This is a genomic window from Rhizobium sp. Leaf384 (genome assembly GCF_001424065.1).
Classification (GTDB): Bacteria; Pseudomonadota; Alphaproteobacteria; order Rhizobiales; family Rhizobiaceae; genus Ferranicluibacter.
Genome location: NZ_LMQE01000001.1, coordinates 1,249,002 through 1,265,352 on the forward strand (window position 1 = coordinate 1,249,002; position 16,351 = coordinate 1,265,352).

Genomic DNA, 16,351 nt, shown 5'->3' on the forward strand with positions numbered 1-16,351 from the left:
GAAGTTGAAACGGGTTCTTGCGGGAACGCAAGACCGGAGATAGCGATGAGGCGATGAGCAGAGGTCCATCCACGGAAACGTCCGGCACGACCCGGCCAAGCCTTGCACGCGGGCGCGGCGGCATGGTCACGAGCCCGCATGCGCTGGCGAGCGAAGCAGGCGCACGCGTGCTGCGCGAAGGCGGCAATGCGCTCGAGGCCTGCATTGCCACGGGTGCTGCCATCGCCGTGCTCTATCCGCATTTCTGCGGCCTCGGGGGAGATGCCGTCTGGATCGTCGCCGACCCGGACGGGGGGCGGCGTTGCTTCCTCGGAATTGGCCAGTCGGCGCGTCAGTTACCGGCACGAGCTGGGGACGAAGCCACCATTCCCGTCCGCGGACCGGGCTCGGCTCTGACCACCGCCTGCGTGGTCGACAGCTGGGGGCATGCGCTCGCCTATTCGGAAAAGAACTGGGGCGGCACGCGCACCTTCCCGAGCCTGCTCGCGGATGCCATCGGCTTTGCAGGCGATGGCTTTCCGGTGACGGCATCGCAGGCCTTCTGGCTCGACTTCCGCCATGCCGAGGCCCGAACCTGGCCGGGATTTGCCCCGGTGTTCATGCCGGGCGGCGCGGCTCCTGCGATCGGAGCGACCTTTCGCCAGCCGCAGCTTGCCCGGACGCTCGAACGGCTGGCGGCGGAGGGGCCACGTGCCTTCTACGCCGGGCCGCTCGCCGAAGCGATCGCCGACGGTCTGCGCGCAGCGGGTTCTCCGCTGACGGCGGCGGACCTGGCCGCAACGCGGACGCGCGAAGAGACGCCGGCAAGCCTTTTCTATCGGGACATGGAGCTGCTGGCGCCGCCACCGCCGACACAGGGCGTGACCACGCTTGCGATCATGGGGATTCTCTCCCATTTCGATCTCGCTGCGCTCGAGGCCGGACATGCCGATCACCTCCATCTCTGCGTGGAGGCCGTGAAGCAGGCCTTTCTCGACCGCAACGGCATTGCCGATCCCGATGGCGGCACCCAGCGGATCGATGCGCTGCTCGATCCGGACCATCTGAGGACGCGGGCCCAGGCCATCGATCTCGCGAGAGCCAAGGCCTGGCCGCATGTGTTTCAGACCGGCGATACCGTGTTCTTCGGCGCGAGCGATGCGGCGGGACGCAGCGTCAGCGTGCTCCAGAGCACCTATTTCGACTGGGGAAGCGGCGTGGTTGTCGGCGATACCGGCATTCTCTGGCAGAACCGCGGCGCTGCCTTCTCGCTCGATCCCGGCCATCCCAACACGCTGGCGCCCGGCAAGCGGCCGTTCTACACGCTCAATCCCGGCCTTGGCCTGCGCCATGGCCGCCCCGAGCTGATCTACGGAACACAAGGGGCTGACGGGCAGCCTCAGACGCTCGCGATGCTGCTGACCCGGATGATCGATTTTGGCGAGGATCCCGCCCAGGCGCTGGCCGGACCGCGCTTTCTGCTCGGCAAGACGTTTTCCGACAGCCGCGACAGCCTGAAGCTGGAGGCGGACGTCGGCGAACCTGTCCTGACAGCGCTGGCCGACCGTGGCCATCTCCTGTCGCCCCTACCCGCGCGGAGCCCGATTGCCGGACAGGCGGGGATCATTCGTGTCAACGCCGACGGGACCTTCGAAGGCGCGCATGATCCGCGCGGGGACGGCCTCGCCATCGCGGTCACGCCCGAACCGGATATGTCGCCGGCTCGCTAGCCGCGCGCAGCATGGGTGATCCCTCGTCCTGTGGAACCGTGGCCGATCCTGCGGTCGCGCCTGGAAACACGGGCCCGACAGCGATCAGCACGGGATTGTCGGTGCCGATGTCGGCAATGCCGATAGGCAGAGTCGAAAGCGTGCCATGCCAGTGGCGCTCGTTCGCACGGCTGATGCTGGAGGCGATGACCACCGGCATGTCGGCGCTCATGCCCTCGGCCATCAGGCGCGCGGCAATGGCGGGGGCTGTCCGTCCACCCATGTAGAACACGGTCGTGGTGCGCGGGTCGGCGCAGGCGCGCCAGTCGATATCCGTCGGCAGACAGCCGTTGCGCGAGTGGCCGGTGATGAAGCGGACGGCGTGGGTGTGATCGCGGTGGGTGAGCGACACGCCGAGCCGCGCAGCCAGCCCGCTGGCCGCCGTGATGCCGGGCACGACATCCACCGGAATGCCATGCGACTTGAGACAGGCGATCTCCTCCCCGGCACGGCCGAAGACCATGGGGTCGCCGCTCTTCAGGCGGACGACGGTCTTGCCGGCCTTGGCGAAGGTGATCATCATGGCGTTGATGTCCTCCTGCTTGCAGCTCGTCCGCCCGCCTCGTTTGCCGACCAGCATGCGCTTGGCCTCCCGGCGGGCGAGCTCGAGCACATCGGCGGAGACAAGGTCGTCGAACAGGATGACATCAGCGGCCTGAAGCGCGCGCACGGCCTTCAGGGTCAAGAGCTCCGCATCGCCCGGACCGGCGCCGACCAGCGTGACCTTGCCGATCACAGGCGCATCGCTCGTGGCTCTGCGGCCGGCGGCAAGGCGGTCGGCTTCGGCGATCAGGTTCGCGGCGCTTTCGGGGGCTGGCAGGCTGGTGAAGGCCCGATCGACGAAAGACTCCCAGAAGGCGCGACGCTCCGGCCCCGGCGTGAGCCGCGCGGCGACCGCATCGCGCAGCGACTGGGCGAGCACCGACCAGGCTTTGATGCTCTGCGGCAGAAGCGTCTCGATGCGCCGGCGGATGGCCTGCGCCAGGATCGGCGCGGCGCCATCGGTGGAGATCGCGACGACGACCGGCGAACGATTGACGATCGAGCCGAACTGGAACTGGCAGAAGGTCGGCTTGTCGATGACGTTGACCGGTACGCCAGCCGCAACCGCAGCGTCGTGGAATGCGCGCGCCTCGTCCTGCGCGTCGCAATCGGCAATGGCGAGCGCGGCACCGGACAGGACATCCGCCGACCATTGTCGTGCGTGGTGGACGAAAGCGCCGCGTGCCCTGCCCGCCGCGCGCTCCTGCGCATGACGCCCGAGCATGTCGGCGAAGACGTCGCAGAGCATGTCGTCGGGTGCAAAGACATGGACCTCGGCGCCACAGGCCGCAAGAAGCTCTGCCTTCCAGCACGCCCCTTCCGTGCCGCCGGCAAGGACGACGCGCTTGCCTTCGAGCCCCCAGAAGACCGGCAGCTTCGCGAGAGCCTCGACACGGGCCGTCGCGTTCAATGGCGATCCGTCGCGGGAGGCGGTGGTCTCACTCCGCAGCAGCGATACGTGTTCCATGAAGGATCTCCCTGATCTCTGCGCGGCAGGAGCCGCAGTCGGTGCCGGCGTTCAGCGCCTTGCCGATGGCCTCGACCGTGCGGCAACCGCCGGCCGCTGCGGTGACGATCTGGTTGATGCCGACATTGAAACAGGAACAGACCGTCGCGCCGGGATCGACCGCCTCGGCACCCGGACGGCCCGCGACGACGGCAAAACGACGCCGGAGATCGGAATGCGAGGCGTTCAGCTGGGAGATGGCCCAGTTGCGAGCGACCGCGACCGGGCGCGGGCTGAGAAAGACGGCACCGAGGAGGCGTTCGCCATCGAAGAAGGCCATCCGGATCTGGCCGGTGACGGCGTCGCGGTAGCCGAGGGGTTCAAGGCCCGGGGGAATGCCGAGCGTGTCGACACTCCACCCGGTCCAGTCGCGATCCTGCGCCCCGCCCTCCTCCTCAAGAGACAGGGGTGCAGCCGCAAACTCCAGGCGCCAGCCGCCGGCCGCGCGTGCCAGCGCGTGATAGACGAGCGGACGGGAGGAGGATCCAGACAGTCTCGGCTTTTCGAGCGAGATGGCAAAGCCGTAAAGCCCGACATCAAGCTTTGCAGCGCGGACCGGCACATGCTTGGAGGCGGGCTGGCCGGAGACCGGATCCACCAGCCCCGGCACCAGGGCATCGATGCGTCCGGCGGAGGAAAACTGGTCGTTCCAATGCATGGGCGCAAAGAGGTGACCGGGCTTCTGGCGCGCGGTCACCAAGGCCCGCAGCACGGCCCTTCCCTGCGCGCTCGCCAGCACCACAAGATCGGCCGGCGTCAGCCCGAGCGCCTGGGCGTCGTCCGGATGGATCTCCACGAAGGGCTCGGCCAGATGCGCGGTCAGTCGCGCCGTCCTGCCGGTCCGCGTCATCGTGTGCCACTGGTCGCGGATGCGCCCGGTATTGAGCGTGAAGGGATAGGCTGGCGTCGTGCGGTGATCGCGGGCGGGAACGATGGGCACGAAGCGCGCCCGGCCGTCCGCATGATAAAAGCGCCCCTCCGCGAAGAACCGGCTGTCGCCGACAGCCGGCGCAAAGCCCGCCGGTTGCGGCCACTGGAAGGGCGCGAGCGCTTCATAGGCGTCGGCCGAGATATCGGCATGCGCACCGATGTCGAAATCGCGCGTGCCGTCGTTTTCAAAGGCGGACAGCCCAGCATGCTCGGCAAAGACGGCGGCAGCATCCGGAAAGTCAAAGGCTGCGCCAAAGCCCATGCGTGCAGCGACCTGCGCCATCTGCCACCAGTCGGCTTTCGCCTCCCCCGGCGCGGCAAGAAAGGCGCGCTGCCGCGAGATGCGACGCTCCGAATTCGTCACCGTGCCCTGCTTTTCGCCCCAGCCGAGCGAGGGCAGCAGGACATGGGCGTGGGCCGTTGTATCAGTCTCTGCTTCCACATCCGAGACGACGACGAAAGGACAAGCCGCCAAAGCGGCCCGGACCAGATCGGCTTCGGGCATGGAGACGACAGGATTGGTGGCCATGATCCAGATCGCCTTCACACGACCATCGGCGACAGCCCGGAAGAGATCCACAGCCTTCAATCCGGGCTTGTTGGCCATGACGGGCGATTGCCAGAAGCGCTGAACGGTCTCGCGATCCCTGGCGCTCTCGATTGCCATGTGCGCCGCGAGCATGTTGGCAAGCCCGCCCACTTCGCGTCCCCCCATGGCATTGGGCTGGCCGGTCAGCGAGAAGGGGCCCATGCCGGGCCTGCCGATGCGGCCGGTGGCGAGGTGGCAGTTGATGATGGCGTTGACCTTGTCGCTGCCGGAGGACGACTGGTTGACCCCCTGGCTGTAGCAGGTGACGGTCTTCTCGGCCTTGGCGAAGAGCGCGTAGAAGGTCGCGACATCCGCGCTTTCGAGCCCAGTTTCCGCTGCGATGCCGGCAAGCGTCAGATGCGCGACGCGCCCAAGGGCGTCCCAGAAACCCTCGGTATGCTGTGCAATGTAGTCTCGATCCAGCGCGTCTTCCGCAGCGAGATGGGCCAGCAGGCCGGCAAAGAGCATGGTGTCGCCGTCGGGCAGGATGGAGAGATGCAGGTCGGCGATATCACATGTCGCCGTACGGCGGGGGTCGATGACGACGATCTTCATATGCGGGCGTGCGGCCTTGGCAGCGACGAGGCGCTGAAAGAGGACCGGGTGACACCAGGCCAGGTTCGACCCCGTGAGAACGACGAGATCGGCGCATTCGAGATCGGCATAGGTGCCCGGCACCGTATCCGACCCGAAGGCGCGCAGATGGCCGGCAACGGAGGACGACATGCAGAGGCGGGAATTGGTGTCAATGTTCGCCGACCCGATGAAACCCTTCATCAGCTTGTTGGCGACGTAGTAGTCCTCGGTGAGAAGCTGCCCCGAGACATAGAAAGCCACGGAATCCGGCCCATAGCGCCGGATCGTGTCGGAGAAGGTCGTGGCGACGCGGTCGAGGGCCGCGTCCCAGGTCGCAGGCGCGCCGGCTATGCGGGGCGTCAGAAGACGCCCGTCGAGACCGATGGTTTCGGCAAGCGCCGAACCCTTGGAGCAGAGCCGACCGAAATTGGCCGGGTGGTCGGGATCGCCACGCACGGAAACGACGGCATCCTCCGCGACGCGGGCGATGACGCCGCAGCCGACGCCACAGTAGGGACAGGTCGTCTTGATCTCGACGGGCATCGGCATCTTCCCAGGGTTGACGTGAGGATTGGTCCCCATCGGAGCGTCGCTATTCTGCCGCGACGAGCAGGCCGAGCGTATCGACCGCGATGGACAGCCGGCCATCACGGTTGCGGATCGGGATGGTTCGGACCTCGCCCTCGTCGGCGCCTTGTGCCTGTCCGGTCTCGAGCGAAATCACCATGTTGTGCAGGGGGCAGGTGACCGACGTTCCGTGGACGATGCCCTGGGACAGGGGACCGGCCTTGTGCGGGCAGCGGTCCTCGATCGCAAACACCTGATCGTCCGCCGTGCGGAAAACCGCGATCCGGCCCAGCGGCGTGCGGACGCACCGGGCGCCGCGCAGAGGAATGTCGTGGAGAACGCCGATGTCGACCCAGTCCCGGTCGAAGCCGCCTTGAACGCATTCCGCATCGCGCCTGCCCATGATCTTCGTGTCCATCATCCTCACTCCGCCGCTTCCGCCATGCCGACGACGGCCATGGGCTTGAACTCGTGCTTGTCCTTGCCGGAGACGCGCTCCGACCAAGGATCGACCTGTGCGAATTTCTGGGAAAAGACGAAGCGGTCGAAATAGCCCCTGCGCTTTTCGGAATCGCCCATGATCTGGCGGCGGATCTCATCGAGTCCGACCCGCTTTGCCCATTTGTAGATCCGCTCGAGGTAGCGTCCCTGCTCGCGGTACATCTGCGCCAGCGCCACGATGTGCTCGAGCGCCTCGTCTTCCGTGGGCACAAGCCCCAGCACTTCGGTCCCCTTGATGTCGAGGCCGGCAGCGCCTGCAAAGTGGATCTCGTACCCGCTGTCGACGCAGATCACGCCGATATCCTTGCAGGTCGCCTCCGCGCAGTTGCGCGGACAGCCGGAAACCGCAAGCTTCAGCTTGGCCGGGGTCCAGGACCCCCACATGAACTTCTCGAGCCTGATTCCGAGCCCGGTGGAATCCTGCGTACCGAACCGGCACCAGTCCGTGCCGACGCAGGTCTTCACGGTGCGCAGGCCCTTGGCATAGGCCTGACCCGAGACGAAACCGGCCTTGCCGAGATCCGCCCAAACCGCCGGCAGATCCTCCTTGTGGATGCCCAGAAGGTCGATGCGCTGGCCGCCGGTCACCTTCACCATGGGGATCTCGAACTTGTCGACCACATCCGCGATGGCCCGCAGTTCCCCCGCATTGGTGACGCCGCCCCACATGCGCGGAACGACGGAATAGGTGCCGTCCTTCTGGATGTTGGCATGAACGCGCTCATTGATGAAGCGCGACTGGTAGTCGTCGGCATACTCGTCCGGCCAGTCGCAGACGAGGTAGTAATTGAGCGCCGGCCGGCACTTGGCGCAGCCGCAGGAGGTCTTCCATTCTAGCTCCTGCATGACGGCGGGAATGGTCTTCAGGCCCTTGGCGACGATCAGGCGGCGCACGTCGTCATGCCCGAGCTCGGTGCAGGTGCACATGGGCTGGACCGCAGAGGGATTGTAGCTGTCGCCCATCGTCAGCGCCATCAGCTGTTCGACGAGGCCTGTGCAGGAGCCGCAGGAGGCGGACGCCTTGGTGTGGGCGCGCACATCGTCCAGCGATGTCAGGCCCTTTGCCGTGATCGTCCCGACGATCTTGCTCTTGCAGACGCCGTTGCAGCCGCAGATTTCCGCATCATCCGGCAAGGCTGCAACGGCCGCCGTAGGGTCCAGCGGGCTGCCCCCCTGATAGGCTTGGCCGAAAATGAGGGTGTCACGCATCTCGGAGATGTCCGTCCCCCGTTTGATCATGTCGAAGAACCAGGCACCGTCGGCCGTCTCGCCGTAGAGGACCGCGCCGACGATGCGATTGTTCTTGAGCACGAGGCGCTTGTAGACGCCCGCGGTGGCATCGCGCAGCACGATTTCCTCGCGATCGTCTCCCTCGGCGAAGTCGCCGGCCGAGAAGAGATTGATGCCCGTGACTTTCAGCTTGGTGTTGACGACGGAGCCGCGATATTCCGAAGCGCCGCCCACCAGGCGATCCGCGAGCGTCTTTGCACTTTCATAGAGCGGCGCGACGAGGCCGTAGCAGACCCCGCGGTGTTCGGCGCATTCGCCGAGGGCGAAGATCGCGCCGTCCGACGTCATCATGCCGTCATCCACGACGATGCCACGGTTGGTGACGACACCCGCATCCTTGGCGAGCTGGGCTGCCGGACGGATGCCGACGGCCATCACGACGATCGTGCCGTCGATGATCCGGCCATCTTCGAGCTCAATACCCTCGACCTTGTCCTCACCGACGATGCGCTTGGTATTGGCCTTGGTGATGATCTCGATGCCGCGATCGTTCAGGGCTTTCTCGAGCAGATAGGCGGCCGGCGGATCGAGCTGGCGCTCCATGATCGTCGGCATGATGTGGATGACGGTAACATCCATGCCCTGACGCTTCAGGCCATAGGCGGCCTCGAGCCCGAGCAGGCCCGCGCCGATGACGATGGCCCGGCCACCGCGCCTGGTGGCCTCCAGCATCTTCTCGACGTCATCGAGGTCGCGGTAGGCCAGCACGCCGGGCAGGTCATGACCGGGCACGGGAATGATGAAGGGCAAAGAGCCCGTGGCGATGACGAGCTTGTCATAGCTTTCCGTCACGCCGTTTGCGGACGTCACGGTCTTGGCCGTACGGTCGATGCCGGTCACCTTCGCGCCCTTGTGGAGGGTGACGCCGTGGCGGGCATACCAATCATCCCCATGGATGACGATGTCCTCGTAGAGCTTTTCGCCCGAGAGAACCGGCGAGAGCATGATGCGGTCGTAGTTGACGCGCGGCTCGCCGTTGAAGATCACGACGTCGTAAAGGCCGGGGGCCCGCTCGAAGAGTTCTTCCAACATCCGGCCGGGCGCCATGCCATTGCCGATGATGACGAGTTTCTGTTTCATCTCATCCTCTCCTATGCGGCTTCCACGAGACGGTGGCGCTCGTAGAGGAATTTCAGGACGGCTTCCCGGCACTTCAGGTAGGTGCGGTCGGTGGCCAGCTCGATGCGATTGCGTGGGCGGCCGATCGGAACGTCGAGAATTTCGCCGATGCGGGCCGCCGGGCCGTTGGTCATCATGACGATGCGGTCCGACAGCAGCACGGCCTCGTCCACATCGTGGGTGATCATCAACACGGTGTTGCCGAGCTTGGCGTGAATCTGCATGACCTGATCCTGCAGATGGGCGCGGGTGAGCGCATCGAGCGCGCCGAAGGGCTCGTCGAGCAGCAAAACCTTCGGCTCCATGGCAAGCGCGCGGGCGATGCCGACACGTTGCTTCATGCCGCCGGAGACTTCGGATGGCTTCTTGTCCCGGGCATGCGTCATCTGCACGAGATCGAGGTTGCGCATGACCCAGTCGTGACGTTCCGCCTTCGTCTTCTTGCGGGCAAAGACCTTGTCGACGGCCAGCGACACGTTTTCGTAGACGCTGAGCCAGGGAAGCAGAGAGTGATTCTGGAACACCACCGCGCGTTCCGGGCCGGGCTCGGAGACCTCCTTGTCCTCCAGCAGCACAGCACCGCTGCTGACCTTGGTCAGGCCGGCGACGAGGTTGAGCAGAGTGGACTTGCCGCAGCCGGAATGGCCGATGATCGAGATGAACTCGCCCTTGTCGACGCCGAGCGAAATCTGCTTGAGCACCTCCGAGATCTGGCCGTTGCGCTCGAAGGACTTGTCGACCATTTCGATGGAGAGATAGGCTTTTGCCATGGGAACGTCCTCCTTCAGGCCGTTGCAGTGCCGCGGGTGACCGCGCGGCCGATGAATGCGATGAGACGATCGAGGAAGAAGCCGACAACGCCGACGTAGATGAGGGCGACGATGATGTCGCTGATGAGCGAGGAATTCCACGCATCCCAGATGAAGAAGCCGATGCCGACACCGCCGATGAGCATTTCCGCGGCGACGATGGCGAGCCAGGAAAGGCCGATGCCGATGCGCAGGCCGGTGAAGATGTAGGGGGCTGCGGCCGGCAGCATGATCTTGCCGAAATATTCGAACTGGTTGAGGCGCAACACCTTGGCGACGTTCTGGTAGTCCTGCGGAATATTGCGGATGCCGACGGCGGTGTTGATGATGATCGGCCAGACGGCCGTGATGAAGATCACGAAGATGGCCGAAGGATTGCCGTCACGGAACGCGGCAAGCGAGAGGGGTAGCCAGGCGAGCGGCGGCACGGTGCGCAGGATTTGGAAGATCGGGTCGAGACCCTTCATGGCCCACTGGCTCTGGCCGACAAGCACGCCCATGGCGATGCCGACGACGGCCGCGATGGCATAGCCGACGGCGACGCGCTGGAGGCTTGCCAGAATGTGCCAGGCCATCCCCTGATCGGTGCCCTGGCCGACATAGAAGGGGTGTACGATCAGGTCCCAGCTCTCGGCCATGACGCGTGTGGGCGACGGCAGGCTCGATGTCGGAGAGGAACAAAGCAGTTCCCACGCGGCGAGCAGGACGATCAGCGTGACGAGCGGCGGCACGAGATCGCCCGAGATCGCCGACAGGCGCCGCCAGAGCGACGATGGCGCCCGTCGCTTGACCGGCGCCGAAAAAGCGACGACCTGTGCGCTTCGCTTCGCCTTCGAAGGGGACGTATTGAGATTGGTGACGGACATGCCGGTCTCCTGAAAAATGAGGGTGTGCCGCCGGCGCGCAGGGCGCCGACCCGGGGGCCAGGTCAGGCGAACCGCTTGATTGAAAGGCTCTGCAGGTAGGCTTCCGGACTTGCCGGATCGAAGATCTTTCCGTCGAAGAAGGTTTCGACACCGCGCGACGTGGAGGCCGGCACATCGGTGATGCCGAGATCCCGAGCGGCGGCGCGCCAGATATCCTCGCGGTTGACCTTGGAGATCAGGGCCTTGATGTCCGTATCCGCGGCATATTTTCCCCAGCGCATGTCTTCGGTGAGGAACCAGGCATCGTGGCTCTGGTAGGGGTAGGAGGCATGATCCGCCCAGAACTTCATGAGGTGCGGGCTTTGGTCGACCACCTTGCCGTTGCCGTAGTCGTATGCGCCCTTGAGGCGTCCGACGATGTCCTTGGCCGGCACGTTGAACCAGGCGCGCTTGCCGATGATATCGGCCAGCTCTTCCTTGTTGCCCATCTCGTCGCACCATTGCTGGGCTTCCATGATCGCCATGGTCAGCGCCTTTGCAGCATTGGGATGCGCCTCCACCCAATCGCTGCGCATGGCAAAGGACTTCTCGGGATGCTTGTCCCAGATCTCGGCCGTATTGACGGCGGTGTAGCCGATGCCCTGGTTGACCAGCTGCGCATTCCACGGCTCGCCCACGCAGAAACAGTCCATGGTGCCGACCTTCATGTTGGCAACCATCTGCGGCGGAGGAACGACAATGGTTTCGACATCCGTATCAGGATCGATGCCGCCGGCGGCGAGCCAGTAACGGATCCAGAGATCGTGCGTGCCACCGGGAAACGTCATGGCAACCTTGGCAGCCGCGCCGTCTGCTTTCTTCCTAGCGAAGACCTCCCTCAGCACACCGGAATCAAGGCCGACCTTCAAGTCCGCATAGGCCGCGCCGACCGAGATCGCCTGCGCGTCGAGATTGAGACGGGCAAGGATCGACATCGGCAGAGGCTGATTGTTCTGGGTCACCTTGCCAGTCGAAATCAGGTAGGGCATGGGCGTCAGGATATGCCCGCCATCGATGCCGTTGCCGGCCGAGCCGAGAACCAGATTGTCGCGTGTCGTGCCCCAGGACGCCTGCTTGACGACGTTCACCTCGGTCATGCCATGCTTGTCGAAAAATCCCTTCTCCTTGGCGACGATCAGCGGAGAACTGTCCGTCAGCGCAATGAAGCCGAGGGTTGCCTTGGTGGTCTCCGGGCCCGTGCCTTGCGCAAAGGCGCCGCCGGGAAAGGCGGACCTGACGGCCGCCACAAGGGCTGCGGTCGTGGTGGTTTTAAGGATCGAACGGCGGGTGAAGGACGGGGTGAAACTGCGGGTCATCGGAAAAATCCTCTGGTGAAACGAACGGAGGCCGAGAAATCGGGGCACAAAAAAACGCCGCTTGGAGAATGCATCCCGAGAAGCTTGAAGCTCTGGAGCAAAAACCTTGCGACGTCGATGTCATGGGGTGAGCGCATCTTGCGCTCTTTCGCTTCAATCGCCGTTGACTGAGCTAATGAGGAAAAGCAAAAGGCGTGCCAGTTTGCCCTGTCCATGCGAAGCGATTGGAAGAACAAGACAATCCACTCGCTGCATCAAATGTAGACAAAAGCCTTCCTGCCTACGTTTTCACCATATGCTTGGAGCGCACCGCGGATGGTGCATTGCGAAACGGCAATCTGAATCACACGTCGTCGTGCAGACGGTCAGATTTCGGCAGGCAGCGAACGGGAAAGCCGGCGACATAGTCCTGAAGTCGATGCGGGTCGAAGGTGACGTTGTCCATGAAACGATCGCCCTCGATCGTGCCTTCCACACGCAGGTCCGCATCCTCGGGACCGGTACCCAGCGCTGCGCGGTAGAGATCGGGCCGATAGGCCGACATGGCCTTCTCCGCGGACACCTGCGACCAATCGGCCTGTCCCCAGCGCAGCATCTGGCTGTAGGTCCAGAGCACGTGCCCCGGCCGCGGATAGTTTGCAAAACCGCGGTGGAAGGTGAAGTAGTCGGGGATGACGCGACGCTCGCCCGTGTCATCGAGGCTAAACTCTCCGGCCAGGACCCGGCGGATGATATCGACCGGGGCGGCGAGGTAGTTCGGCTGCGCAAGGAGCGCCGCCAGCTTGTCGTGATTTTCGCTCCGGTCGCACCAGCGCGCGGCCGCATCCAACGCGACCAGCAGGCGAGAGACGGTTTCCGGATGGCCTTCCGCCCAGTCCGGCCGCATGCCGATGACCTTTTCCGGGGCGGAGGGCCAGATGTCTTGCTTGGCGGCGACGATGCGGCCGACGCCGCGTTCCGACGCGATCATGTTCCAGGGGGCGCCGACGCAGAAGCCGTCGATGGCGCCCGCCGCCAGGGCATCCGATGTCAGCGGCGGGGGAACCACCACCAGCTTGACGTCCCGGTCCGGATCAATCCCGCCAGCGGCCAGCCAATAGCGGAACTCGTAATTGTGTGACGAGAATGGATAGGTCATGCCGAAGGTCGGCGGCGCCTCGCCTGCCTCGCGCATCCTGCCCAGAACGTGCCGGAGCATCCGGCTGCTCGTCAAAGCATCGCCACCGTCGGGCGCGCCCGCATCCCGCATGCGGGCAAACAGGCGGGTGGACAAGGTAATGGCGTTGCCCCCGCGCCCAAGCGAAAACGGGGTGATCGTCGGCGATGGGTTCGAGCCGAGTCCCAGCATGGAAGCGACGGGCATCGGCGACAGCATGTGGGCAATGTCGAACTGCCGGAACGCCAGCCGGTCGCGAACATTGGCCCAGGAAACGTCGCGAACAAGCTCGAGCGTCAGGCCCTCGTGGGCTGCGAAACCGAACTCGGCGGCGGCGATCAGCACGGAGGCATCGACGAGGGGAATGAATCCTGCCCGGAGCACACGTGCACCGTCGCGCTTTGCGCCCAGCGCCGGCGCGGCAAGCGCCGCACCGGGCGCCACAAGCGTTGAGGTCATGGGCATCTCCTCCGATGGGCGACAGAGCGGTGCAGGGACGTGATCATGTGAGCAGCCCCGCCGCCGTCACGACACTCTGCGCGATTTCGGCGATCTTCTTTTTCTCGTTCATGGCCGTCTGACGCAGCAGGGCAAACGCCTCTTCCTCGGAGAGACCGCGCATCTTCATCACGATGCCCTTGGCCCGTTCGACCACCTTGCGATCTTCTAAAGCCGATTTGGCGTCCGCCAGCTCCCGCTGCAACCGGGAAAAGGCATTGAACCGGCTGACAGCCATGTCGAGGATGGGTTTTACCCGCTCCTTGCGCAGGCCATCGACGATATAGGCGGAGACGCCGGCATCGACCGCCGCCTCGATCGAGGCCGTATCCGACCGATCGACGAACATGGCGATGGGGCGGCTGACCGTCCGGGTCAGCTGGAAGAGGTGCTCCATCATGTCCCGGTTCGGGTTTTCGAGATCGATGATGATGACATCGGGCTTCAGCGTCTCGATGATCCGCGCGACACCGTTCACCTCGTGGATCACGGTCACCTTGAGATGTCCGGCCTCGCGCAGGCCTTCCTCGATGATCGAGGAGCGGATGGCATTTTCGTCGATGACGAGGATCGTGAGATCGGCATGGCGCATGCACCTATTCTTGTGCAGCGCAACAGAATGTGCAAGCTGCGAACCGGCAACATTTCTGGCCATAGCGGATGCCGGTGTTCGTGCTTGCTCCCGACCCGGCAAAGATTGTAACGGTGTTTCGAAATTGCCCCTGAGGTATCCGCGAAACGGAGTTCGCTCTATATAGCCGCGGAAGATCGGCGTTGCAGGACCCCGGTGGCGCAGAACGCCGACCGCAACGTTGTCCGCAGCGCTCGAATTGTCCGCACACGCAAGCCGTGTCTCGCGTGCTGCGAGACGTGAACGAAAGTCAGACATTCCATGACCGCATCCGCCGACCCGGCCCCGCAGGACACCGCAGGTACGAAGAAATTTCTTGTGCTGCTCATGGGATCCATCGGCGTCGTCTATGGCGATATCGGGACCAGTCCACTCTATGCCTTTCGCGAAGCGCTCCGCCCGTTTTCGCATGACGGCATCAGCCAGAATGAGGTCATCGGCCTGATCTCGCTGATGGTGTGGACGCTGACGATCATCGTGACCTTCAAATACGTCCTCTTTCTGCTGCGTGCCGACAATGACGGCGAAGGTGGAACGCTGTCGCTTCTCGCGCTCTTGATGAAGAGGACCGGGCGATACATGCCCGTCCTGTTCTTTGCAGGCATCATCGGCGCCGCCTTGTTCATCGGAGATGCCATGATCACGCCGGCGCTTTCCGTCATGTCGGCCGTCGAAGGCCTGAAGCTCGTGACGCCGGCGCTCGGCGGCTATGTCCTGCCGATTTCGGCCGCGATCATGGTCGGCCTCTTCGCCGTGCAGTCCCGCGGCACGGCTGCCGTCTCCAATTTCTTCGGCCCGATCACGGTTCTGTGGTTTCTCGCGATGGCCTGGGGCGGCCTCCTGCATATCGGCGACGACTACACGATCCTCGAGGCCCTCAACCCGATCAATGCCGTCTGGTTCATCACGCATGCCGGGTTCGTCGGCCTCATCGTTCTCGGCGCCGTTTTCCTGACCGTGACGGGAGCGGAGGCCCTTTATGCCGATCTTGGCCATTTCGGACGCAAACCGATCCAGGTCGCCTGGTTCGTCCTCGTCTTTCCGTCGCTGGCATTGAACTATCTCGGTCAGGGAGCCTTCGTCCTGGCGCATCCGGAAGCGGCGGAGAACCCCTTCTATCTGATGTATCCGGATTGGGCGTTGCTGCCGGTCGTGCTTCTTGCGACGGCTGCCACCATCATTGCCAGTCAGGCCGTCATCACCGGCGCCTTCTCGCTTGCGCGCCAGGCTGTCCATCTCGGCTTCCTGCCGCGCCTGCAGATCACCTTCACGTCGGAAACCAATACCGGACAGATCTACGTCCCGGCCGTCAACACGCTCCTCTTCGTCGGCGTTCTCGTGCTGATCTTCACCTTTGGCGACTCCGAGTCCCTTGCGACCGCCTACGGCATCTCGGTGACGGGCGCCATGGTCGTGACGACGCTGATGGCCTTCCAGTTCCTGCGCTCTGTCTGGAAATGGAGCGCCGTGGCCTCCGGGGCCATCCTGCTGCCGCTGCTTCTGCTGGAGACCGTTTTCCTCGCTGCCAATCTCCTGAAGATCCATGACGGAGGATGGGTGCCGGTGCTGCTGGCGGCCACCATCATGGTGATCATGTGGACATGGCGGAAGGGCTCGATGATCCTGCGCGAAAAGACCGCGCGCAACGACATCCCGCTCGAAACCTTCATCCGGTCCATCGAGAAGAAATCGGATCACGCTCCCGTCGCCGTGCCCGGCACCGCCGTGTTTCTCACCAGCGTTCCCGACAAGACGCCAGCCGTCCTGCTGCACAACATCAAGCACAACCACGTCCTGCACGAACAGAACGTCATCCTGACCGTACGAACGTCCGATACCCCTTACGTGCCACCGTCCTCGCGCATCGAGCTCGTGCGGATCTCCGAGCGCTTCCTGCGGATCCAGATCACATTCGGTTTCATGGACGACCAGAACGTGTCCAAGGCGCTGGCTCTCTGCAAGAAGGCCGGATTCAAGTTCGAGATCATGCAGACGTCGTTTTACGTCGGACGACGAAATTTGATCAGCGACCCCAATTCGGGACTGCCCCGTTGGCAGGACCGTCTTTATATCGCCCTTGCCGGCATCGGCATCGACCCTTCGGACTACTTCCGTCTGCCCGCCAACCGCGTCGTGGAACTGGGCGAGCAAGTGACGATCTGAGCGA

General features: G+C 64.4%; 11 protein-coding genes. 2 read left to right on the forward strand and 9 right to left on the reverse strand.

Translation table 11 applies throughout. The features are described from left to right. Nucleotides 1-122: 122 nt before the first annotated feature. Entirely contained in the window at nucleotides 123-1,709 is a 1,587-nt protein-coding gene (locus ASG25_RS05760; protein WP_062472268.1) for a gamma-glutamyltransferase family protein, read from the forward strand. On the opposite strand, the gene cysG is transcribed toward ASG25_RS05760, so the two are convergent. The 9 genes from cysG to ASG25_RS05805 form a co-directional block, all read right to left on the reverse strand. Beyond that, on the reverse strand, nucleotides 1,675-3,258 hold the full coding sequence (cysG, locus tag ASG25_RS05765) for a siroheme synthase CysG (protein WP_082479925.1): 1,584 nt from the start codon (nucleotides 3,256-3,258) through the stop codon (nucleotides 1,675-1,677). The genes ASG25_RS05760 and cysG overlap by 35 nt on opposite strands. Then, complete coding sequence (locus tag ASG25_RS05770; protein ID WP_062470450.1) at nucleotides 3,230-5,935, reverse strand: nitrate reductase; 2,706 nt, start codon at nucleotides 5,933-5,935, stop codon at nucleotides 3,230-3,232. Before ASG25_RS05770 ends, cysG begins: the two co-directional genes overlap by 29 nt. A 49-nt stretch (nucleotides 5,936-5,984) precedes the next feature. Then, a complete protein-coding gene (gene nirD / locus ASG25_RS05775; protein ID WP_062472271.1) occupies nucleotides 5,985-6,362 on the reverse strand; it encodes a nitrite reductase small subunit NirD in 378 nt (125 codons plus the stop codon). Between the two features lie 20 nt (nucleotides 6,363-6,382). Next, nucleotides 6,383-8,830 (reverse strand): nitrite reductase large subunit NirB, encoded by a 2,448-nt coding sequence (gene nirB, locus ASG25_RS05780; RefSeq protein WP_062470453.1) that lies wholly within the window; start codon nucleotides 8,828-8,830, stop codon nucleotides 6,383-6,385. Between the two features lie 11 nt (nucleotides 8,831-8,841). Then, nucleotides 8,842-9,639: an ABC transporter ATP-binding protein gene (locus tag ASG25_RS05785; protein ID WP_062470456.1), complete on the reverse strand. Its 798-nt coding sequence runs from the start codon at nucleotides 9,637-9,639 to the stop codon at nucleotides 8,842-8,844. A gap of 14 nt (nucleotides 9,640-9,653) precedes the next feature. Next, nucleotides 9,654-10,544 (reverse strand): nitrate ABC transporter permease, encoded by an 891-nt coding sequence (gene ntrB / locus ASG25_RS05790; RefSeq protein ID WP_062470460.1) that lies wholly within the window; start codon nucleotides 10,542-10,544, stop codon nucleotides 9,654-9,656. A gap of 62 nt (nucleotides 10,545-10,606) precedes the next feature. Next, nucleotides 10,607-11,899, reverse strand: coding sequence for a CmpA/NrtA family ABC transporter substrate-binding protein (locus ASG25_RS05795; protein WP_062470463.1), 1,293 nt, complete (start codon nucleotides 11,897-11,899; stop codon nucleotides 10,607-10,609). 343 nt (nucleotides 11,900-12,242) lie between these two features. Next, a complete protein-coding gene (locus ASG25_RS05800) occupies nucleotides 12,243-13,514 on the reverse strand; it encodes a CmpA/NrtA family ABC transporter substrate-binding protein (RefSeq protein WP_156379600.1) in 1,272 nt (423 codons plus the stop codon). A gap of 43 nt (nucleotides 13,515-13,557) precedes the next feature. Next, the gene (locus ASG25_RS05805; protein WP_062472274.1) at nucleotides 13,558-14,145 is read right to left on the reverse strand and encodes an ANTAR domain-containing response regulator; all 588 of its coding nucleotides are present in this window, start codon (nucleotides 14,143-14,145) and stop codon (nucleotides 13,558-13,560) included. Between the two features lie 300 nt (nucleotides 14,146-14,445). Between ASG25_RS05805 and ASG25_RS05810 the strand changes: the two genes are divergently transcribed. Further along, nucleotides 14,446-16,347, forward strand: coding sequence for a potassium transporter Kup (locus ASG25_RS05810; RefSeq protein ID WP_062470469.1), 1,902 nt, complete (start codon nucleotides 14,446-14,448; stop codon nucleotides 16,345-16,347). The last annotated feature ends 4 nt before the right edge of the window (nucleotides 16,348-16,351 follow it).